Here is a 20,661-nt window from a genome sequence, read left to right as displayed (position 1 = left end):
ATTGCGGGCGGTGGTTCTCCGGGGCCGCCGTCTTCGATTTTGCGGTCATGCCGGCCGTGCAGCATCGGTTGGTTTTATGGCGCCCAAGCCTCCTTCATCGGACGATCGGAACCCTGCTTCCGCTGACAACCCGGCCGCGCCGGAGCTCGACGAGAAGCTGGTGGCGGGCGCCGGGCTTGCGAATCGTCCCGTCGGCGACAAGGCGGCCAAGCCGCCGGAACCCGATGACGAGGATGACGAGATCGAGATCGACGATGACGACGATGAGGATCTCGTCGTCTTTACGGCGAAGGAAGCCGCCGGTGCGCTGGCGACGATCTATGCGTTCATCCAGCCGTTCCTGAAGAACTACAAGAAAATGCTGGCGATCGTCGGCTTCGGCGTCGTGGTCGAGACGCTGTTCAACGTCATCATGCCGCTGAGCCTGAAATTCCTGATCGACGACGCGCTCGGCGAGGAGGATTTCCATGCACTCTACATCATCCTCGGCGTGCTCGCGGCGGCCGGCATCGTCACCTCGATCGTCGCGGTATGGTATGAGCGCTGGGACGCCCGGCTCGCGTCCTCCGTCATATCGGACGTGCGCTCCCGCCTGTTCGAGCACGTGCAGGATTTGCCGGCGTCCTATTTCGCCCGCACCAGGCGCGGCGAGATTCTGTCGCGCTTTTCCATCGACCTTTCGGCCTTCGAGGGATCGATCAAGAGTTTTGCCAACAGCGCGGCGTTGCCGTTCCTGGAACTGATCGCCGGCATCATCCTGATGCTGTTTTTGAACTGGCAGCTCGCCGTGGTGTCGCTGCTGGTGTTTCCGATAACGCTGATCGGTCCGCGGATCCTGACGCCGAAAGCGGTGCAGGCGAATTACGAGCAGAAGCTTCACGAATCCTCGCTGCTCGGCATGGTGCAGGAAAACGTCGCCGCGCAGGCGGTGGTCAAGGCATTCAGTCTGCAGCGCCGGGCCTTCGGCTGGTTCACCATGCGGAACCACGACGTTCGCAACAAGACTGCGTCCGCGGTGTTCCTTTCGACCATGGTCGAGCGCTCGGTCACGATTGCGGTGCTGTTGCTGCACCTCGTGGTGCTCGCGATCGGCGCCTATCTCGCTACCAAGGGCCAGATCACCGTCGGAACCTTCGTCACCTTCGAGAGCGCGTTCTGGGAGGTGTCCTACAACATCGCCCATCTCATGCATTTCATTCCGGTGTCGATCCAGTCGGCGGCGGCGGTGCGTCACATTCAGGAACTGCTCGATGAGCCGATCCGCGGCGGTGCCGACCGCCCGGGCGCGCCCGAACTGCCGCGCATCACCAACGACATCACCTTCGACCGTGTGTCGTTCAAGTATGAAGGCACCGATACGCCGGTGCTCGACAATCTCAGTCTCAAGCTCAATGTCGGCAAGACCATCGCCATCGTCGGCCCGAGCGGCTCCGGCAAGAGCACGCTGCTGAACCTGATTCTTCGCCTCTACACTCCGGACGAAGGGCGCGTGACCATCGACGGCGTCGATATCCGAAGGGTGACCCGCGAGTCCCTGCGCAGGAGCATGGCGGTGGTGTTCCAGGAGAACATGCTGTTCAACATGTCGATCCGGGAAAACATCCGGCTCGGCAAGGAGGGCGCCACCGACGCGGAGGTCGAGGAGGCGGCGCGCAAGGCCGAAATCCACCGCTACATCATGAGCCTGCCGGACAAATACGATACCCAGGTCGGCGAGCGCGGCGATACCCTGTCGGGCGGCCAGCGCCAGCGCATCGCGATCGCCCGCGCCATCGTGCGCGATCCTTCGGTGCTGCTGCTCGACGAGGCGACCTCGGCGCTCGACCAGACCACGGAAGCCGCGATCAACAAGACGCTGTTGAAGCTCGCCAAGGGCCGCACCATGATCTTCTCGACCCATCGGCTCACCTCGGTGGTCGAGATGGACGAGATCATCGTGATATCCGGCGGCAAGGCGATCGAACGCGGCTCGCACGAAAAGCTGCTCGCCGCCAACGGCGTCTATCGAAGGCTGTGGGACGATCAGAGCCACAAGCCGCATCACGCGGCCGATCGGCCCGATGACGATGATGACGACGACGATGAAGATTGAACCGGCGAAAGCCGACAGATCGAACCGGCGCCTCGGCTAAAATCGATTGACGTCAGGCCGTCTTACGCGAGACTTCCGTGTTCCGGAGGCGCCGCCGGTTTGGCGGCCAGGCTTCGCGGCGTCGATCCGGCCGCAAACCGCTTGCGGATCGATCGCCACCTGCCCAGCGACAACCGTGCGATGAAGCGTGCCCAGCGCTTGGCCCGCCAGGACAGGCCGTTGTCGATCGACAGCGAACGCAGGTGGTAGGCCTTCGCCAGGCACCGCGCCTCGCACGCCGTCTTTTCCGGATCGCTGTAGAACTCCGCGATCTTGCCGGCGGCCATGCCGTCGGTCGCCAGCCATTGCGGGATGTAGACGTTGCACAGACGCCCAACGTCGGTGAAGACCTTGGTGGTGCCGGTGCCCGCCGCTGGGCAGGAGGTCGAGAATGCGTCGCCAACCAGCACGATTCCCGGCTGAAGGTAGCCATCGGTGACGAACAGATCGGCGGGCCGGATCTTGACCGGGCCGCTCACCTTGAAATCGCCCATCATGCGCTGCAGGCGCGGCATAAGTGCGCGCATGGTTTCTTCCGGCGCCTGCTTGAACCGCTGCAGCCACGGGTCGGTCATCTCGCGGTACACCATGAAATTGGCGCGCATCTTGCCGCCGATCGGAAACAGCGAGAGGTAGGCCATGCGCGCGCTCGAGCGCTTCGGCCAATAGGTCAATGCCGGGAAGCTGAACGCCGCGCGGCCGACCGGCTCGACATCGAAGCCGAGCGTGATCGAATGGCATTCGCTGATGACGCGGCGCCTGATGCCGAGGGTATGACGAAGGCCGACGTTGAGGCCGTTCGCGAGCACCACCAGCCGCGCCGAGATTTCCTCACCGTTGGACAACACGAGTTTCTGCCGCTCCGGGCCGTTGGCAATGCTGGAAGCCTTGGCGTGAATCGTCGCGACGCCTTGCGGAATCTGCCCGCGCACGGTGTTGACGAGGGTGTCGTACATGATGCCGTGCTGGTCGCTGGCCTTGCTGGCGACGACGTAGCCGAAGCGCGCTTCCCACACTTCGCCATCGAGCGTGGTGGCCCGCAAGGTCGCATCCGCAAGACCGGTCTTGCGCAGCAGGTCGAGCTGCTCGCCGCCGAGTTTTTCGCAGCGCAGTTCCGGCGGATAGACGGTGTGAGGGTCGATCAGGACCGCCGGGATACCCGCGCGTCCGAGCATCGCCGCGGCCGTGGAACCGGCGAGGCCGCCACCGACGATTGCAACATCCGTGTACCGCATGCATCTGCCCCGGATCCGAAGGCCTATCCATGCGCCGCAAAAGGCAAACAAAGCCTGAAAGAAAAGGCCCGAATAGGCGCGGTGCCGGTTCCCGACTTAACTCAAAAGCAATCAGGGGCGGACAAGATCGCGCCGCGCGCGGCCCCTCGAAGCATTGGTCCGATGATTTCGGTAACGATTGATTCACCTAACCCTGGCATCGGCCCGCAATGGGACGATCTCGTCCGGCGTGCGAACTCGAACGTCTTCATGAACCCCGCCGCGTTGACAGCGGCCGCCGAGCTGAACTTCGCCAGGATCCAGGTGTTGCTGGCCTGGGAGGAGGGCGGGGGCGCGCGCAAGCTGGTTGGCGTCTGGGCGCTGCAATTGCGCCGGCCCGTGCCATTCTGGCCCATGCTGCTCGAAGCGCTGCCCTACAACTACGCCTTCCTTTCCAGCCCCGTCGTCGATCCCGCCTGCGTCGACGAGGTGATCGCGGCGTTCTTCGCGGCGATCGAGAAAAGCCCGTCGCTGCCGAAGGTGCTCAGCCTGCCGTCGCTGGACGCGGAGTGTCCGAGCTATCCCGCGATATCGAGGGAACTGGCCAGGCGCGCCATCGAGCCCCTGATGCTTTCGGAAGATGCCCGGCCGTTCGTGACCCGGGAGTTCGGCGTCAAGCGATCCGGCTCCACGCGCAAGAAGCTGCGGCAGGAGTGGAAGAGATTGTCGGCGCTCGGCACCGTCGACGTCGTGAACGATCGAACGCTCGATGGCGCGCGGCAAGCCTTCGAAAGCTTTCTGGTGCTGGAAAAGGCCAGCTGGAAAGGCGACCGGGGCACCGCGCTGCTGTCCGATTCCAACGACGCCGCCTTCGTCCGGCGGATGTTTCAGGACCTGGCGGCGCAGGGCAACGCTTCGGTCGCGCTGCTGCGGGTCGATGGCGAGCCTATTTCCGCCCAGGTGCTGATGTATTGCGGCGCCACGGCCTATACATGGAAAACCGCGTTCGACGCGCATTACGGCAAGTATTCGCCGGGCGCGTTGCTGATCGACAAGATTACCGACGAGCTCTTTGCCGGGCCGGATATCACGGCGATCAATTCCTGCGCCATTGAAGCAAGCTTCATGGGACAATTGTGGGCCGGGCGGCGTGTGATGGTCGATATGCTCCTGGACATCGGGCCGGGCAAATCGCTCGGCTACCGAATGGAGGCCGGCCGGCAACTCGGATATCAGCATCTGCGGAGCCTGCGGGACCGGTTGCGGCACTGGCTTTCGCCGGGAACTCCGAAGAAACCGGCCATGGCCGCGCCCCATTGAGGGCGGGAACGCCTATATTACCCGGATAATATCTAGATTCGGCGGATTTCTCGCCGATTGCGGTCGGGCCGGGGAGCAGGGTGACCCGAAGACTGCGATAGATTCGCTGTGCCAGGGACCCCTGAAGAGCGATTCAGGCACGCGTTGAAATGCGCGCGCATGTCGATTATGCAGATGGCAGAGGGGTTTCTTTCGCTGTCGTTTCGCCTTGACTTGGCTATCCACCGCCGATAAAACCCGCGCACTTAACGACAGGCGGTGAGCGACGCCAGAGTCGGAACGGATCACCCACTCAATCCTTCGGGAACGGGACGGGCACCAACCTCGACGAATGCCGCTCAAACGCTGTCGATTATAGCTAGGCACTGCCAGGACGATCTTGGTTCTCTAGAGCAAGTCCTCTTGAGATTAATTTCGGATGCATGACCTCGGTAGCCGACTGAACAGCGCGAGCTGATCGGTTACGACCGCGGTCCTCTGTGGCGTCGAAGCGCTTTCCGCTCAGCAATGAGCAGTTGGCGCGATTTCGCTTTGCGCGGTTGTTTCCGCGTCGTGCGGCCGGACGGGACCGGATGTCCCGAATGAATTTGCGGAGCCAACCATGGTTCCGCGCGAACTAAAGGGTGAAGGCTGACATGCCGACGATCAACCAGCTGATCGCAAGTCCGCGGACGGTACAGAAGTCGCGCAAGAAGGTGCCCGCGCTGCAGCAGTCGCCGCAGAAGCGCGGCGTTTGCACGCGCGTCTACACCACGACCCCGAAGAAGCCGAACTCGGCGCTTCGTAAGGTCGCCAAGGTGCGCCTGACCAACGGCTTCGAGGTCATCGGCTACATCCCGGGTGAAGGCCATAACCTTCAGGAGCACTCGGTGGTCATGATCCGCGGCGGCCGCGTCAAGGATTTGCCCGGCGTGCGCTACCACATTCTCCGCGGCGTCCTCGATACCCAGGGCGTCAAGAACCGTAAGCAGCGTCGTTCGAAGTACGGCGCGAAGCGTCCGAAATAATCGGGAACAGACCAGATGTCTCGTCGCCATTCTGCTGAAAAGCGTGAAGTGAACCCGGATCCGAAGTTCGGGAACATCATCATCACGAAGTTCATGAATTCGATCATGTATGACGGCAAGAAGTCTGCCGCCGAGAGCATCGTCTATGGCGCGCTCGAAATGATCGAGACCAAGACCAAGCAGGGACCGCTGCCGGTTTTCGAGCAGGCTCTGGAAAACGTGATGCCGACCATCGAAGTGCGGTCGCGCCGCGTCGGCGGCGCCACCTATCAGGTGCCGGTGGAAGTGCGTTCGGTGCGCCGTCAGGCGCTCGGAATTCGCTGGATCATCACGGCGGCGCGCGAGCGCAACGAAAAGACGATGACGGAGCGGCTCTCGGCCGAGCTGCTCGACGCGTCGAATGGCAGGGGGAACGCCGTCAAGAAGCGTGAAGACGTGCACCGGATGGCGGAAGCCAACCGTGCCTTCTCGCACTATCGCTGGTAACGGCGAAACAACGGATTTTAAGGAACACCCCATGCCCCGCGTTCATGCCATAGAGAACTACCGCAACTTCGGTATCATGGCGCATATCGATGCCGGCAAGACCACGACCACCGAGCGCATTCTCTATTATACCGGCAAGAGCCACAAAATCGGCGAAGTGCACGAAGGTGCCGCGACGATGGACTGGATGGAGCAGGAGCAGGAGCGCGGCATCACCATTACGTCGGCCGCCACCACCGCGTTCTGGAACGGCAAGCGCCTCAACATCATCGACACCCCCGGCCATGTCGACTTCACCATTGAAGTCGAGCGCTCGCTGCGCGTGCTCGACGGCGCGGTATGCGTGCTCGATTCGAACCAGGGCGTTGAGCCGCAGACCGAGACCGTCTGGCGCCAGGGCGACAAGTACAAGGTTCCGCGCATCGTCTTCGCCAACAAGATGGATAAGACCGGCGCCGACTTCTACAAATGCCTCGACGATATCGTCGACCGTCTCGGCGCCAAGCCGATTGCGATCCAGCTGCCGATCGGCGCGGAGAACAACTTCAAGGGCCTGGTCGATCTGGTCCGCATGAAGGGCGTGATCTGGGAAGACGAGGCGCTCGGCGCCAACTTCAAGGACATCGATATTCCCGCCGACCTCGCCGACAAGGCGAAGGAATACCGCGAGAAGATGCTGGAAGCCGCCGTCGAGCTCGATGACGACGCGCTGGCCGCCTATCTCGACGGCAAGGAGCCCGACGAGGCGACGCTGAAGCGGCTGATCCGCAAGGCGGTGCTGACCGGCGCGTTCTTCCCGGTGCTGTGCGGCTCGGCCTTCAAGAACAAGGGCGTCCAGCCGCTGCTCGACGCGGTCGTGGATTATCTGCCGTCGCCGGTCGACGTGCCCGCCATCAAGGGCGTCGATGAAGACGGCAACGAAGTCGTTCGCCTGCCGAACGACGCGGAGCCGCTGGCGCTGCTCGCGTTCAAGATCATGGACGACCCCTTCGTCGGCACCATCACCTTCTGCCGCATCTATTCCGGCACGCTGCTTTCGGGCACCGGCGTCGTCAACTCGACGCGCGACCGCAAGGAGCGTATCGGCCGCATGCTCTTGATGCATGCCAACAACCGCGAAGACATCAAGGAGGCCTACGCCGGCGACATCGTCGCGCTGGCTGGCCTGAAGGAAGCCCGCACCGGCGACACGCTGTGCGATTCGAACAAGCCGGTGATTCTGGAAAAGATGGAATTCCCCGAGCCGGTCATCGAGATCGCGATCGAGCCGAAGTCGAAGGCCGACCAGGAAAAACTCGGCGTCGCGCTGGCGAAGCTCGCCGCCGAAGATCCGTCATTCCGGGTTTCGACCGACCTGGAATCCGGCCAGACCATCCTCAAGGGCATGGGCGAACTCCATCTCGACATCAAGGTCGACATCCTGCGCCGTACCTACAAGGTCGACGCCAACATCGGCGCGCCGCAGGTGGCGTTCCGTGAGCGCGTCACCAAGCGTGCGGAAGTGGATTACACCCACAAGAAGCAGACCGGCGGTACCGGCCAGTTCGCGCGGGTCAAGTTCATCGTCGAGCCCAACGAGCCGGGCAAGGGATTCGAATTCGAATCCAAGATCGTCGGCGGCGCGGTGCCGAAGGAATACATCCCCGGCGTCGAAAAGGGCCTCAACAGCGTGCTGACCTCGGGCGTGGTCGCCGGCTTCCCGGTGGTCGACGTCAAGGTCCAGCTGGTGGACGGCGCCTACCACGACGTCGACTCCTCGGCGCTGGCCTTCGAAATCGCGTCGCGCGCGGCGTTCCGCGACGCGCTGCAAAAGGGCAAGTCGGTCCTGCTCGAGCCGATCATGAAGGTCGAAGTCGTGACCCCGGAAGACTACACCGGCTCGGTTATCGGCGACCTCAACTCGCGGCGCGGCCAGATCCAGGGTCAAGACATGCGCGGCAACGCCAACGTCATCAATGCGATGGTGCCGCTCATGAACATGTTCGGTTACGTGAATAACCTGCGCTCGATGAGCCAGGGCCGCGCGACCTTTACGATGCAGTTCGATCACTACGCGGAAGCGCCGGCGAACGTGTCGGCGGAAGTCCAAAAGAAGTTTGCCTGATTGTCGTTGACGGCAGTTAACGACTGAACGGAGAGTCAAATGGCCAAAGCAAAGTTTGAACGTACTAAACCGCACTGCAACATCGGCACCATCGGTCACGTCGACCACGGCAAGACGTCGCTGACGGCGGCGATCACCAAGGTGCTGGCGGAAACCGGCGGTGCGACGTTCACCGCGTACGACCAGATCGACAAGGCGCCGGAAGAGAAGGCGCGCGGCATCACAATCTCGACCGCACACGTCGAATACGAGACCAAGAACCGGCATTACGCCCACGTCGACTGTCCGGGCCACGCCGACTACGTCAAGAACATGATCACCGGTGCGGCGCAGATGGACGGCGCGATCCTGGTGGTGTCCGCGGCCGACGGCCCGATGCCGCAGACCCGCGAGCACATCCTGCTGGCCAAGCAGGTCGGCGTTCCCGCGATGGTCGTGTTCCTCAACAAGTGCGACATGGTCGACGATCCGGAACTGCTCGAACTGGTTGAGCTGGAAGTCCGCGAACTGCTGTCGAAGTACGATTTTCCCGGCGACAAGATCCCGATCATCAAGGGATCGGCGCTGGCGGCGCTGGAAGACAAGGACAAGAAGCTCGGTCACGACGCCGTGCTGGAACTGATGGCGGCGGTCGACAGCTATATTCCGCAGCCGGAGCGTCCGGTCGACCAGCCATTCCTGATGCCGGTGGAAGACGTGTTCTCGATCTCGGGCCGCGGCACGGTGGTGACCGGTCGCGTCGAGCGCGGCATCATCAAGGTCGGCGAAGAAATCGAGATCGTCGGTCTGCGCGATACCCAGAAGACCATCGTCACCGGCGTGGAAATGTTCCGCAAGCTGCTCGACCAGGGCCAGGCCGGCGACAACATCGGCGCGCTGCTGCGCGGCACCAAGCGCGAGGAAGTCGAGCGCGGTCAGGTGCTGTGCAAGCCGGGTTCGGTGAAGCCGCACACCAAGTTCAAGGCTTCGGCCTACATCCTCACCAAGGAGGAGGGCGGCCGTCACACTCCGTTCTTCACCAACTACCGGCCTCAGTTCTACTTCCGCACCACCGACGTGACCGGTGTCGTGCATCTGCCGGAAGGCACCGAGATGGTGATGCCGGGCGACAACATTTCGATGGAAGTGCACCTGATCGTGCCGATCGCGATGGAACAGAACCTGCGCTTCGCGATCCGCGAAGGCGGCCGCACCGTCGGTGCCGGCGTCGTCGCAAGCATCATCGAGTAAGCGAATAAGGAATGGCGAATAGCGAATGGTTTAAGTCCACTCGCTATTCGCTACTCACCACTCGCTACGACAAAGAAAGACATCGGCAATGAACGGCCAGAATATCCGCATCCGTCTCAAGGCGTTCGACCATCGAATTCTCGATTCGTCGACGCGTGAGATCGTGAACACGGCGAAACGGACCGGTGCTCAGGTTCGCGGACCCATTCCGCTGCCCACCCGCATCGAGAAGTTCACCGTCAACCGTTCGCCGCACGTCGATAAGAAGAGCCGCGAGCAATTCGAGATGCGCACGCACAAGCGTCTTCTCGACATTGTCGATCCGACTCCGCAGACCGTCGATGCTTTGATGAAGCTCGATCTGGCCGCCGGCGTCGACGTCGAAATCAAGCTCTAAGGTTTTTGGATCCCGTCCGAAGTTAGCGGACAGAAAGAACAGGAAGCACGCCGATGCGCTCCGGAGTGATCGCACAAAAGGTCGGGATGACGCGGGTCTTTACGGAGACCGGCGAGCATATCCCTGTGACCGTGCTGAAGCTGGGCAATTGCCAGGTGTTGGGCCACCGCACGACCGATAAGAACGGTTATGTCGCGCTGCAGCTCGGCTCGGGCACCCGCAAGACGGTCTATCTGCCGAAGGCGGAGCGCGGCCAGTTCGCGGTCTCCAAGGTCGAGCCCAAGCGGAAGGTCGCCGAGTTCCGCGTGTCGCAGGACGCGCTGATCCCGGTCGGCGCCGAGATTCAGGCAGACCATTTCGTGGTCGGCCAGTTCGTCGACGTCACCGGCACTTCGGTCGGTAAGGGTTTTGCCGGCGGCATGAAGCGCTGGAATTTCGGCGGCTTGCGCGCCACCCACGGTGTCTCGGTTTCGCATCGTTCGATCGGTTCGACCGGCGGACGCCAGGATCCCGGCAAGACCTTCAAGAACAAGAAGATGCCCGGTCACATGGGTGTCGATCGTATCACTACGCTCAATCTGCGCGTCGTGCAGACCGACGTCGAGCGCGGCCTGATCCTCGTCGAGGGCGCCGTTCCCGGCTCCAAGGGCGGATGGATCGCGGTGCGCGATGCAGTGAAGAAGCCGCTGCCGAAGGATGCTCCGAAGCCCGGCAAGTTCAAGGTCGTGGGCGGCGAGCAGGCTGCGGAAGCGCCGGCCGAGCAGGAGGGCGTGTGAGATGGAATTGAAAGTCACGACGCTTGAAGGCAAGGCGGCCGGTTCGGTTCAGCTGTCGGACGAGATCTTCGGTCTCGAACCGCGCAAGGACATCATCCAGCGCTGTGTGCAGTGGCAGCTCAACAAGCGGCAGGCCGGCACCCACAAGGCCCAGGGCCGCGCCGATGTCTGGCGCACCGGCAAGAAGATGTACAAGCAGAAGGGCACCGGCGGTGCCCGTCACGGCTCGGCCCGCGTGCCGCAGTTCCGCGGCGGCGGCCGTGCCTTCGGTCCGGTGGTTCGTTCCCACGCCACCGACCTGCCGAAGAAGGTTCGCGCGCTCGCGCTCAAGCATGCGCTGTCGGCCAAGGCCAAAGACGGCGGCCTGATCGTGATCGAATCGGCGACGCTGGAGGCCGCCAAGACCAAGGCGCTGATCGGGCATTTCTCGGGTCTCGGCCTGACCAATGCGCTGATCATCGACGGCGCCCAGGTTCATGACGGCTTCGCCATCGCCGCCCGCAACATTCCGAACATCGACGTGCTGCCGGTCCAGGGCATCAACGTCTATGACATTCTGCGTCGTCAGAAGCTGGTGCTGACCAAAGCGGCGCTCGATGCGTTGGAGGCGCGCTTCAAATGAAGAATATCGATCCGCGCCACTACGACATCATCGTCTCGCCGGTCGTGACCGAAAAGGCGACCATGGCGTCCGAGCACAACAAGGTGGTGTTCAAGGTCGCGGCCAAGGCGACCAAGCCGCAAATCAAGGAAGCCGTCGAGAAGCTGTTCGACGTCAAGGTCAAGAGCGTGAACACGCTGGTGCGCAAGGGCAAGACCAAGGTCTTCCGCGGCACCTTCGGTTCGCAGTCGGACGTGAAGCGTGCGATCGTGACCCTCGAAGAGGGCCACCGCATCGACGTCACCACCGGGCTATAAGGCGATACGACGATGGCATTGAAAAAATTCAACCCCACGACGCCGGGCCAGCGCCAGCTGGTGATGGTCGATCGTTCGGCGCTCTACAAGGGCAAGCCGGTCAAGTCGCTGACCGAGGGCAAGCAGTCCTCGGGCGGCCGCAACAACACCGGCCGCATGGTCGTGCGTTTCCGCGGCGGCGGCCACAAGCAGTCCTATCGCATCGTCGACTTCAAGCGCACCAAGGTCGACATGCCGGCGACGGTCGAGCGGCTGGAATACGATCCGAACCGCACCGCCTTCATCGCGCTCTTGAAGTACACCGACGGCACCCAGTCCTACATCCTGGCCCCGCAGCGCCTGGCAGTCGGCGACACCGTGATCGCCGGCAGTTATGTCGACGTGAAGCCGGGCAACGTCATGCCGCTCGGCAACATGCCGATCGGCACCATCGTGCACAATGTCGAACTGAAGATCGGTAAGGGCGGCCAGATCGCGCGTTCGGCCGGCACCTATGCGCAGCTCGTCGGCCGCGACCATGATTACGTGATCGTCCGCCTCAATTCGGGCGAACAGCGCCTGGTTCACGGCCGCTGCACCGGCACCATCGGCGCAGTGTCGAATCCGGACCACATGAACATCTCGATCGGCAAGGCCGGTCGCAACCGCTGGCTCGGACGCAAGCCGCATAACCGCGGCGTCTCCATGAACCCGGTCGACCATCCGCACGGCGGCGGCGAAGGCCGCACCTCGGGCGGCCGTCACCCGGTGACCCCGTGGGGCAAGCCGACCAAGGGCAAGAAGACCCGCAGCAACAAGTCGACCAACAGATTCATTCTCATCAGCCGCCACAAGCGGAAGAAGTAAGGAACGCCGGACATGGTTCGTTCAGTCTGGAAAGGCCCGTTCGTCGAAGGCTCTCTGCTCAAGAAAGCAGATGCCGCTCGCGCGTCCGGCCGTCATGACGTGATCAAGATCTGGAGCCGCCGCTCGACCATCCTGCCGCAGTTCGTCGGCCTGGTGTTCGGCGTCTACAACGGCCAGAAGCATGTGCCGGTATCGGTCAACGAGGAAATGGTGGGCCACAAGTTCGGCGAGTTCTCGCCGACCCGGACCTTCCACGGCCATTCTGGCGACAAGAAAGCCAAGAAGGCTTGAGGATTGAGCGATGAGCAAACCTAAGCGCGAACGGAGCCTCCCGGACAACGAGGCCAAGGCGATCGCCCGAATGCTGCGGGTGAGCCCGCAGAAGCTTAACCTGGTCGCGCAGCTGATCCGCGGCCGGAAGGCTTCGGCTGCGCTCGCGGACCTGCAGTTCTCGCGCAAGCGGATCGCGGTCGACGTCAAGAAGTGCCTGGAATCGGCGATCGCCAACGCCGAGAACAACCACGATCTCGAAGTTGACGATCTGATCGTCGCCGAGGCGCATGTCGGCAACGGCATCGTGATGAAGCGTTTCGCACCGCGCGGCCGTGGCCGCTCGGGCCGTGTATTCAAACCGTTCTCGCAGCTGACGATCGTCGTTCGTCAGGTCGAGGCCGAGGCTAGCGCTTAAAGAGCGCAGGAGAGAACGATGGGTCAAAAAATCAATCCAATCGGACTTCGTCTCGGCATCAACCGGACGTGGGATTCCCGTTGGTTCGCCGGCAAGAACGAATACGGCAAGCTGCTGCACGAGGATGTCAAAATCCGCGAGATCCTGCACAAGGAGCTCAAGCAGGCGGCGGTCGCCAGGATCGTGATCGAGCGTCCGCACAAGAAGTGCCGCGTGACGATCCACTCGGCGCGTCCCGGCGTCGTGATCGGCAAGAAGGGCGCCGACATCGACAAGCTGCGCAAGCGGGTTGCCGACATCACCGCCTCCGACGTCGTCATCAACATCGTCGAAATCCGCAAGCCGGAGCTCGACGCTACGCTGGTCGCCGAATCGATCGCGCAGCAGCTCGAACGCCGCGTCGCGTTCCGCCGCGCCATGAAGCGCGCGGTGCAGTCGGCGATGCGTCTCGGCGCCGAAGGCATTCGTATCAACTGCTCGGGCCGTCTCGGCGGCGCCGAAATCGCGCGCATGGAATGGTATCGCGAAGGCCGCGTGCCGCTGCACACGCTGCGCGCCGACATCGATTACGGCGTGGCGACCGCGTTCACCACGTTCGGAACCTGCGGCGTCAAGGTCTGGATCTTCAAGGGTGAAATCCTCGAACACGACCCGATGGCCCAGGACAAGAAGATGGCCGAAGGCGACACTTCGCGGCCGCGTCGCGACGCTGCCTGAGCGAAACAGAGAAGGTTTGAGGGCGTAAGCCATGATGCAACCAAAGAAGACGAAGTTCCGGAAGGCGCATAAGGGCCGTATCCACGGCGTTGCGACTTCGGGCGCGACGTTGTCGTTCGGTCAGTTCGGCCTGAAGGCGATGGCGCCAGAGCGCCTCACCGCCCGCCAGATCGAAGCCGCGCGCCGCGCGCTCACCCGTCACATGAAGCGCGCCGGCCGCGTCTGGATCCGGATCTTCCCGGACCTGCCGGTGTCGAAGAAGCCTGCCGAAGTCCGCATGGGCTCCGGCAAGGGTACTCCGGAATTGTGGGTGGCGCGGGTCAAGCCCGGCCGCGTGATTTTCGAGATCGACGGCGTGAACGTGCAGACCGCCAAGGAAGCGCTGTCGCTCGCCGCCGCCAAGTTGCCGATCAAGACGCGCTTCGTCGCGCGCATTGCGGAGTAGGGACGCTGGCCATGGCCGAGATGAAGACTGCCGATATCCGCGCAATGAGCCCCGATCAGATGGACGACGCCGTCCTCAATCTGAAGAAGGAGCGCTTCAATCTGCGTTTCCAGCGCGCCACCGGGCAGCTGGAGAACACCTCGCGGCTGCGTGAAGCCCGCCGCGACATCGCCCGTATCAAGACCATCGCCGCGCAGAAGCGCGACGCGAAGAAGTAAGGGGCCGACATGCCGAAACGTACACTTCAGGGCGTGGTCGTCAGCGACAAGCAAGCCAAGACGGTTGTGGTGCGCGTCGATCGCCGCTTCACCCACCCGATCTACAAGAAGACGATCCGCCGCTCGAAAAACTATCACGCGCACGACGAGAACAACGAGTTCAAGCCGGGCGACATGGTGTGGATCGAGGAGAGCAAGCCGATCTCGAAGTTGAAGCGCTGGACTGTGGTCCGGGGCGAACAGAAGAAAACGGCCTGAGGTCAACGGCTTAGCCGCAAGACTTCAGGAAAATTTTAAGCGCTGATAAGCGCATCAGAAAGAGGACGAGGTGCATCAATGATTCAGATGCAGACCAACCTCGACGTGGCCGATAATTCAGGCGCACGCCGTGTCATGTGCATCAAGGTGCTTGGGGGCTCCAAGCGCCGCTATGCCACCGTGGGCGACGTTATTGTCGTGTCGATCAAGGAAGCGATTCCGCGCGGCAAGGTGAAGAAGGGCGACGTCATGAAGGCCGTCGTGGTGCGGGTCCGCAAGGACATCCGCCGCGCCGACGGCTCCGTCATCCGCTTCGACCGCAACGCCGCCGTGCTGATCAACAATCAGTCGGAGCCGGTCGGCACCCGTATCTTCGGGCCCGTGCCGCGCGAACTGCGCGCCAAGAACCACATGAAGATCATTTCGCTTGCGCCGGAGGTGCTGTGATGGCTGCCAAGATCCGGAAGGGTGACAAGGTCATCGTGCTGACCGGCCGCGACAAGGGTCGCACCGGCGAGGTGTTCGAGGTGCGTCCTGACGACAACAAGGCGCTGGTCCGCGGGATCAACCTCGTGAAGCGTCACCAGAAGCAGACCCAGGCGCAGGAGGGCGGCATCATCTCGAAGGAGGCGCCGATCCACCTGTCCAACATCGCGATCGTCGGCAAGGACGGCAAGCCGACCCGCGTGGGTTTCAAGATTCAGGCCGATGGCAAGAAGGTACGCGTTGCCAAGAGCTCGGGAGCAGAGATCGATGGCTGAGACCGCATACACCCCGCGCCTGCGCGCGGAATACGACAAGAGCATCCGCGGCAAGCTGACCGAGCAGTTCGGCTATGCCAACGTCATGCAGGTGCCGCGCCTGGACAAGGTCGTGCTCAACATGGGCGTCGGCGAGGCGGTCAACGACCGCAAGAAGGCCGAGCTCGCTGCGGCCGACCTCGCGCTGATCGCTGGCCAGAAGCCGGTCGTGACCTATTCGCGGGTCGCGATCGCGACCTTCAAGCTGCGCGAGAACCAGCCGATCGGCGCCAAGGTGACGCTGCGCAAGGCCAAGATGTACGAATTCATCGACCGCCTGATCAACGTGGCGCTGCCGCGCGTGCGCGACTTCCGCGGCCTCAACCCGAAGAGCTTCGACGGCCGCGGCAACTATTCGCTCGGCATCAAGGAACACATCATTTTCCCCGAAATCGACTTCGACAAGATGGGGGAAACATGGGGCATGGACGTCACGGTGTGCACCACCGCGCGCACCGACGACGAAGCGCGTGCCTTGTTGACCGCATTCAATTTCCCGTTCCGGCAGTGAGACGCTGACAAGCCTCTCAAACGCGGAAACCCAGGAGCCAAGCATGGCAAAGAAGAGTTCGATCGAGAAGAACAACCGCCGCAAGCGGATGACCAAGAACGCAGCGCCCCGGCGCGCGAAGCTCAAGGCCATCATCGCCGACAAGACCAAGCCGATGGAAGAGCGGTTCGCGGCGACGCTGAAACTCGCCGAGATGCCGCGCAACTCGTCGGCGACTCGCATCCGCAACCGCTGCGAAATCACCGGGCGCCCGCGCTCGAACTATCGTAAGAACAAGCTTTCCCGCATCGCGCTGCGTGAACTCGGCTCCAAGGGCCTGGTTCCCGGGCTCGTGAAGTCGAGCTGGTAAGGAGGATCGGACATGTCAACGCACGATCCCATCAGCGATCTCATCACCCGCATCCGCAACGCCCAGATGCGTGCCAAGCCCAAGGTCTCGACCCCGGGCTCGAAGATGCGCGCCAACGTGCTCGAGGTGCTGAAGACCGAGGGTTACATCCGCGGCTACGCCAGCGTCGAGCATGCCAGCGGCCGCAGCGAGCTCGAGATCGAGCTGAAGTATTTCGACGGCGAGCCGGTTATTCGCGAGATCGAGCGGGTATCGAAGCCGGGGCGGCGCGTTTACGCCTCGGTCAAGAACCTGCCGCGAGTGAACAACGGTCTCGGCATTTCCGTGTTATCGACACCGAAGGGAATCATGGCTGACCACGACGCGCGCGACGCGAATGTGGGCGGCGAAGTTCTCTTCACGGTGTTCTGAGGAAGGATCAGCCATGTCACGTGTTGGCAAGCGGCCTGTAACGATCCCGTCCGGTGTGACGGCGAACGTCGAAGGGCAGACCGTCAAGATGAAGGGGCCGAAAGGCCAGCTTCAGTTCGTCGTACACGACGACGTCGAAGTGAAGTTCGAGAACGGCGCGGTCAAGGTCGCGCCGAGGTTCAAGACCAACCGCGCGCAGGCCCTGTACGGCACCGCGCGCGCCCAGGTCGCGAACCTGGTCGAGGGCGTCACCAAGGGCTTCGAGAAGAAGCTCGAGATCACCGGCGTCGGTTATCGCGCCGCGCTGCAGGGCAAGAACCTGCAGCTGGCGCTCGGCTACAGCCACGACGTGGTCTATGCGATCCCGGAAGGCATCGCGATCACGGTGCCGAAGCCGACCGAGATCATCGTCGCCGGCAACGACTCCCAGCGCGTCGGCCAGGTCGCCGCCGAGATTCGCAGCTATCGCCCGCCGGAGCCCTACAAGGGCAAGGGCGTGAAATATTCCGACGAATTTATCTTCCGCAAGGAAGGCAAGAAGAAGTAACGGAGCCGGCCATGTCGAGACTCAAGATCACGAACGACCGGCGCAAGAAGCGCGTTCGGCTGTCGTTGCGCCGGACCGCCAACGGCCGCCCGCGGCTGTCGGTGTTCCGTTCATCGAAGCACATCTACGCCCAGGTCATCGACGACCTGAAGGGCGAGACGCTGGCCTCGGCGTCTTCGCTGGAGAAGGCGATGCGCGAAACCGGCAACACCGGCGCCAACATCGACGCGGCGAAGGCCGTCGGCAAGCTGCTGGCGGAACGCGCGGTGAAGAACGGCGTCACCGAAGTGGTGTTCGACCGCGGCGGTTACCTCTATCACGGCCGCGTCAAGGCGCTTGCGGATGCGGCACGCGAAAGCGGTTTGAGCTTCTAAGGTTTGGAATTGAACGGACGAACGGACAGGGGCGGGAGCCTCTCAAGGCAAGTCTTTTAAGGATCGGAAAAACACCATGGCAGGTGAACGCGAACGCGGTGGCGGCCACAGGGGCGGCCGGGAAGAACGCGACAGCGAGTTCGTCGACAAGCTCGTCCACATCAATCGTGTGGCGAAGGTCGTCAAGGGCGGCAAGCGCTTCGGCTTTGCGGCGCTGGTCGTGATCGGCGACCAGAAGGGCCGGGTCGGATTCGGCCACGGCAAGGCGCGCGAGGTTCCCGAGGCGATCCGCAAGGCGACGGAGTCGGCCAAGCGCAACCTGACGCGCGTCGCATTGCGCGAGGGCCGCACGCTGCATCACGACATCGCCGGCCGTCACGGTGCGGGCCGGGTCTACCTGCGCGCGGCGCCGGCCGGTACCGGCATCATCGCGGGCGGTCCGATGCGCGCGGTGTTCGAAACCCTCGGCATCCAGGACGTGGTGGCGAAGTCGATCGGCTCGTCGAATCCCTACAACATGGTTCGCGCCACCTTCGACGCGCTGAAGCATCAGGATTCGCCGCGTTCGGTTGCGGCCCGCCGCAACATCAAGGTGTCCACGCTGCAGTCCCGCCGTGTCGGTGGCGACGCTGAAGCGGTCGCCGAATAACAACACGCGCGCATCACGCGCCTTTCGGAGTTAAGACGATGGCCAAGGCCGCAAAGACGATCAAGGTCGAGCAGACCGGCAGCGCGATCCGCCGCCATCACTCGCAGCGTTCGACGCTGATCGGCCTCAAGCTCAACAAGATCGGCCGGGTTGCCGAGCTGCAGGATACCCCTGAAGTTCGCGGCATGATCACCAAGGTTCAACATCTCGTCCGCATCGTCGGCGAGAAGTAAGACAGGCAAGGAGACAGGGCGATGAAGCTCAGCGATATCGCCGACAACGCCGGCTCGCGCAAGAAGCGCATGCGCGTCGGCCGTGGCATCGGTTCAGGCAAGGGCAAGACCTCGGGCCGCGGCGGCAAGGGTCAGACCGCGCGTTCGGGCGTGCGCATCAAGGGCTTCGAAGGCGGCCAGATGCCGCTGCACCGGCGCCTGCCGAAGCGCGGCTTCAACAACATCTTCCGGCTCGATTTCGCCGAGATCAACCTCGACCGACTCCAGGAGGCGATCGACGCCAAGCTGATCGACGCCAAGGACACCATCAACGTCGAATCGCTGGTCAAGGCCAAGGTCGTGCGGCGCCCCAAGGACGGCGTGCGGCTGCTCGGCCGCGGTGAACTCAAGGCCAAGCTGAATATCGAGGTTCATGGCGCTTCGAAATCCGCCATCGCGGCGGTCGAGAAAGCGGGCGGCACGGTGAAAATCCTGGCGCCGGCAAAGAAGGACGAAGGCGAGGCGGCGTAACATCTGCGTCATCGCCCGCGGAAGCGGGCGGTCCGGCATGCCGAGACGGTAGATTTTTCGAGGGCCGAGCACCAAATTAATGTCCGGCGCCTGCGCAATGTTCCGCCTTCGGAGGGACCACGGCGCAAGGGGCGCGGGAGAAAGCCAAACATGGTCTCAGCAGCGGAACAACTTGCGGCAAACCTGAACTTCTCGGCGCTCGGCAAGGCCGAAGAACTGAAGAAGCGCATCTGGTTCACACTGGGTGCGCTGCTTGTTTATCGGCTCGGCACCTACCTTCCGCTGCCCGGCATCGATCCCAACATCTGGGACCAGGTGTTCAAGTCGCAGGCCGGCGGCATTCTCGGCATGTTCAACATGTTCGCCGGCGGCGGCATCAACCGCATGGCGATCTTCGCGCTGAACATCATGCCGTATATTTCGGCCTCGATCATCATTCAGCTGCTGACCACGGTATCGCCGCAGCTCGAGGCGCTGAAGAAGGAAGGCGAGGCCGGCCGCAAGACGCTGAACCAGTACACCCGCTATCTCACGGTGATTCTCGCCGCGTTCCAATCCTACGGCATCGCCATCGGGCTTCAGGGCGCCGGCAATGTCGTCGCCGAACCCGGCCTGTTCTTTCTGATCTCGACCTCGGTCACCCTGACCGGCGGCACCATGTTCCTGATGTGGCTCGGCGAGCAGATCACCTCGCGCGGCATCGGCAACGGGATCTCGCTGATCATTCTCGCCGGCATCGTCGCCGAGTTGCCCTCGGCGCTCGCCAGCATGCTGGAATTGGGACGTCAGGGCGCGCTGTCCACCGGCCTGATCCTGGTGGTCATCGTGATGGCGGTCGCCGTGATCGCCTTCATCGTGTTCATGGAGCGTGCGCAACGCCGGCTTCTGATCCAGTATCCGAAGCGCCAGGTCGGCAACAAGATGTTCGAGGGCCAGTCCTCGCATCTGCCGCTCAAGCTCAATACCTCGGGCGTGATTCCGCCGATCTTCGCTTCCTCGCTGTTGCTGCTGCCGACCACGGTTGCCAACTTCAATGCCGGCAAGGGGCCGGAATGGTTTCAGTGGCTGAACACGCAGTTGAGCCATGGTCGTCCGCTGTTCCTGTTCCTCTACCTGGCGATGATCGTGTTCTTCGCGTTCTTCTACACCGCGATCGTATTCAACCCGACCGAGACCGCCGACAATCTCAAGAAGCATGGCGGCTTCATTCCGGGCATCCGGCCCGGCGAGCGCACCGCCGAATACATCGACTATGTGCTGTCGCGCATCACGGTGCTCGGTGCCGCCTATCTCGCGATCGTCTGCTTGATTCCCGAAATTCTGATTTCCTACGCCTCGGTGCCGTTCTATTTCGGCGGCACGTCGCTGTTGATCGTGGTCAGCGTGACCATGGATACGGTGGCGCAGGTTCAGGGCTATCTGCTCGCCCACCAGTATGAGGGGCTGATCAGGAAGTCGAAGTTGCGGGGGCGCCGCCGCTGACACCCGGATTGATGCGCCGCAATGCCTAGCCGGCGCTCAT

General features: G+C 62.9%; 29 protein-coding genes. 28 read left to right on the top strand and 1 reads right to left on the bottom strand.

Translation table 11 applies throughout. From position 1 onward, the window contains the following. The first annotated feature begins 76 nt into the window (after positions 1–76). Positions 77–2,092: an ABC transporter ATP-binding protein gene (locus tag KMZ68_RS16715; RefSeq protein ID WP_215612324.1), complete on the top strand. Its 2,016-nt coding sequence runs from the start codon at positions 77–79 to the stop codon at positions 2,090–2,092. A 62-nt stretch (positions 2,093–2,154) separates the two neighbouring features. Here KMZ68_RS16715 and KMZ68_RS16710 read toward each other — a convergent pair whose 3' ends face one another. Further along, a complete protein-coding gene (locus KMZ68_RS16710) occupies positions 2,155–3,366 on the bottom strand; it encodes an FAD-dependent oxidoreductase (protein WP_215612323.1) in 1,212 nt (403 codons plus the stop codon). 249 nt (positions 3,367–3,615) lie between these two features. Here KMZ68_RS16710 and KMZ68_RS16705 point away from each other — a divergent pair, with 249 nt between their 5' ends. From KMZ68_RS16705 to secY, 27 genes are all read left to right on the top strand, one after another. Further along, the gene (locus tag KMZ68_RS16705; RefSeq protein ID WP_371741346.1) at positions 3,616–4,665 is read left to right on the top strand and encodes a GNAT family N-acetyltransferase; all 1,050 of its coding nucleotides are present in this window, start codon (positions 3,616–3,618) and stop codon (positions 4,663–4,665) included. A gap of 635 nt (positions 4,666–5,300) precedes the next feature. Then, the gene (gene rpsL / locus KMZ68_RS16700; RefSeq protein ID WP_029584567.1) at positions 5,301–5,672 is read left to right on the top strand and encodes a 30S ribosomal protein S12; all 372 of its coding nucleotides are present in this window, start codon (positions 5,301–5,303) and stop codon (positions 5,670–5,672) included. A 15-nt stretch (positions 5,673–5,687) separates the two neighbouring features. After that, entirely contained in the window at positions 5,688–6,158 is a 471-nt protein-coding gene (gene rpsG, locus KMZ68_RS16695) for a 30S ribosomal protein S7 (RefSeq protein WP_215606206.1), read from the top strand. Positions 6,159–6,189: 31 nt separating this feature from the next. Beyond that, a complete protein-coding gene (fusA, locus tag KMZ68_RS16690; protein WP_215612321.1) occupies positions 6,190–8,262 on the top strand; it encodes an elongation factor G in 2,073 nt (690 codons plus the stop codon). 39 nt (positions 8,263–8,301) lie between these two features. After that, positions 8,302–9,492 carry an elongation factor Tu gene (gene tuf / locus KMZ68_RS16685; protein ID WP_215612320.1) on the top strand — a complete coding sequence of 397 codons (1,191 nt, stop codon included), beginning with the start codon at positions 8,302–8,304 and terminating at the stop codon, positions 9,490–9,492. 88 nt (positions 9,493–9,580) lie between these two features. Further along, a complete protein-coding gene (rpsJ, locus tag KMZ68_RS16680) occupies positions 9,581–9,889 on the top strand; it encodes a 30S ribosomal protein S10 (RefSeq protein ID WP_011473876.1) in 309 nt (102 codons plus the stop codon). Positions 9,890–9,942: 53 nt separating this feature from the next. Further along, positions 9,943–10,665 carry a 50S ribosomal protein L3 gene (gene rplC / locus KMZ68_RS16675; protein ID WP_215612319.1) on the top strand — a complete coding sequence of 241 codons (723 nt, stop codon included), beginning with the start codon at positions 9,943–9,945 and terminating at the stop codon, positions 10,663–10,665. Between the two features lies 1 nt (position 10,666). Next, a complete protein-coding gene (rplD, locus tag KMZ68_RS16670) occupies positions 10,667–11,287 on the top strand; it encodes a 50S ribosomal protein L4 (protein ID WP_215612318.1) in 621 nt (206 codons plus the stop codon). Further along, entirely contained in the window at positions 11,284–11,583 is a 300-nt protein-coding gene (locus KMZ68_RS16665) for a 50S ribosomal protein L23 (RefSeq protein ID WP_215612317.1), read from the top strand. Before rplD ends, KMZ68_RS16665 begins: the two co-directional genes overlap by 4 nt. Positions 11,584–11,595: 12 nt before the next feature. Next, positions 11,596–12,429 (top strand): 50S ribosomal protein L2, encoded by an 834-nt coding sequence (gene rplB, locus KMZ68_RS16660; RefSeq protein WP_215612316.1) that lies wholly within the window; start codon positions 11,596–11,598, stop codon positions 12,427–12,429. Between the two features lie 12 nt (positions 12,430–12,441). Continuing rightward, complete coding sequence (rpsS, locus tag KMZ68_RS16655) at positions 12,442–12,720, top strand: 30S ribosomal protein S19 (protein ID WP_027536815.1); 279 nt, start codon at positions 12,442–12,444, stop codon at positions 12,718–12,720. A 10-nt stretch (positions 12,721–12,730) separates the two neighbouring features. Next, positions 12,731–13,117: a 50S ribosomal protein L22 gene (gene rplV, locus KMZ68_RS16650; RefSeq protein WP_215612315.1), complete on the top strand. Its 387-nt coding sequence runs from the start codon at positions 12,731–12,733 to the stop codon at positions 13,115–13,117. Between the two features lie 18 nt (positions 13,118–13,135). Beyond that, on the top strand, positions 13,136–13,834 hold the full coding sequence (rpsC, locus tag KMZ68_RS16645) for a 30S ribosomal protein S3 (protein WP_215606214.1): 699 nt from the start codon (positions 13,136–13,138) through the stop codon (positions 13,832–13,834). Positions 13,835–13,865: 31 nt separating this feature from the next. Next, complete coding sequence (gene rplP, locus KMZ68_RS16640; protein WP_074276043.1) at positions 13,866–14,279, top strand: 50S ribosomal protein L16; 414 nt, start codon at positions 13,866–13,868, stop codon at positions 14,277–14,279. 11 nt (positions 14,280–14,290) lie between these two features. Then, a complete protein-coding gene (gene rpmC, locus KMZ68_RS16635) occupies positions 14,291–14,497 on the top strand; it encodes a 50S ribosomal protein L29 (protein WP_079571014.1) in 207 nt (68 codons plus the stop codon). Between the two features lie 9 nt (positions 14,498–14,506). Continuing rightward, positions 14,507–14,755 (top strand): 30S ribosomal protein S17, encoded by a 249-nt coding sequence (gene rpsQ, locus KMZ68_RS16630; protein ID WP_009797129.1) that lies wholly within the window; start codon positions 14,507–14,509, stop codon positions 14,753–14,755. Positions 14,756–14,833: 78 nt separating this feature from the next. Further along, positions 14,834–15,202, top strand: coding sequence for a 50S ribosomal protein L14 (gene rplN, locus KMZ68_RS16625; RefSeq protein WP_011473865.1), 369 nt, complete (start codon positions 14,834–14,836; stop codon positions 15,200–15,202). Further along, positions 15,202–15,516, top strand: a complete 315-nt coding sequence (gene rplX, locus KMZ68_RS16620) for a 50S ribosomal protein L24 (RefSeq protein ID WP_215612314.1) — start codon at positions 15,202–15,204, stop codon at positions 15,514–15,516. The genes rplN and rplX overlap by 1 nt, the downstream gene beginning before the upstream one ends. After that, positions 15,509–16,066, top strand: a complete 558-nt coding sequence (gene rplE / locus KMZ68_RS16615; protein ID WP_215612313.1) for a 50S ribosomal protein L5 — start codon at positions 15,509–15,511, stop codon at positions 16,064–16,066. Before rplX ends, rplE begins: the two co-directional genes overlap by 8 nt. A 43-nt stretch (positions 16,067–16,109) precedes the next feature. Next, positions 16,110–16,415, top strand: coding sequence for a 30S ribosomal protein S14 (gene rpsN, locus KMZ68_RS16610; RefSeq protein ID WP_215612312.1), 306 nt, complete (start codon positions 16,110–16,112; stop codon positions 16,413–16,415). Between the two features lie 12 nt (positions 16,416–16,427). After that, on the top strand, positions 16,428–16,826 hold the full coding sequence (rpsH, locus tag KMZ68_RS16605; RefSeq protein ID WP_215606219.1) for a 30S ribosomal protein S8: 399 nt from the start codon (positions 16,428–16,430) through the stop codon (positions 16,824–16,826). Positions 16,827–16,839: 13 nt separating this feature from the next. Beyond that, positions 16,840–17,373: a 50S ribosomal protein L6 gene (gene rplF, locus KMZ68_RS16600; RefSeq protein WP_215606220.1), complete on the top strand. Its 534-nt coding sequence runs from the start codon at positions 16,840–16,842 to the stop codon at positions 17,371–17,373. 11 nt (positions 17,374–17,384) lie between these two features. Further along, positions 17,385–17,747 (top strand): 50S ribosomal protein L18, encoded by a 363-nt coding sequence (gene rplR / locus KMZ68_RS16595; protein WP_215606221.1) that lies wholly within the window; start codon positions 17,385–17,387, stop codon positions 17,745–17,747. A gap of 76 nt (positions 17,748–17,823) precedes the next feature. Beyond that, on the top strand, positions 17,824–18,396 hold the full coding sequence (gene rpsE, locus KMZ68_RS16590) for a 30S ribosomal protein S5 (RefSeq protein WP_029584548.1): 573 nt from the start codon (positions 17,824–17,826) through the stop codon (positions 18,394–18,396). A 38-nt stretch (positions 18,397–18,434) separates the two neighbouring features. Next, positions 18,435–18,629: a 50S ribosomal protein L30 gene (gene rpmD / locus KMZ68_RS16585; protein ID WP_215612311.1), complete on the top strand. Its 195-nt coding sequence runs from the start codon at positions 18,435–18,437 to the stop codon at positions 18,627–18,629. A 21-nt stretch (positions 18,630–18,650) separates the two neighbouring features. Further along, positions 18,651–19,139: a 50S ribosomal protein L15 gene (gene rplO / locus KMZ68_RS16580; RefSeq protein ID WP_215606223.1), complete on the top strand. Its 489-nt coding sequence runs from the start codon at positions 18,651–18,653 to the stop codon at positions 19,137–19,139. A gap of 150 nt (positions 19,140–19,289) precedes the next feature. Continuing rightward, positions 19,290–20,621 (top strand): preprotein translocase subunit SecY, encoded by a 1,332-nt coding sequence (gene secY / locus KMZ68_RS16575; RefSeq protein WP_215606224.1) that lies wholly within the window; start codon positions 19,290–19,292, stop codon positions 20,619–20,621. Positions 20,622–20,661 lie beyond the last annotated feature (40 nt).

Source organism: Bradyrhizobium sediminis (assembly GCF_018736105.1).
In the GTDB taxonomy this organism is placed as follows: Bacteria; Pseudomonadota; Alphaproteobacteria; order Rhizobiales; family Xanthobacteraceae; genus Bradyrhizobium.
This window is presented reverse-complemented; position numbering and strand designations above follow the sequence as displayed.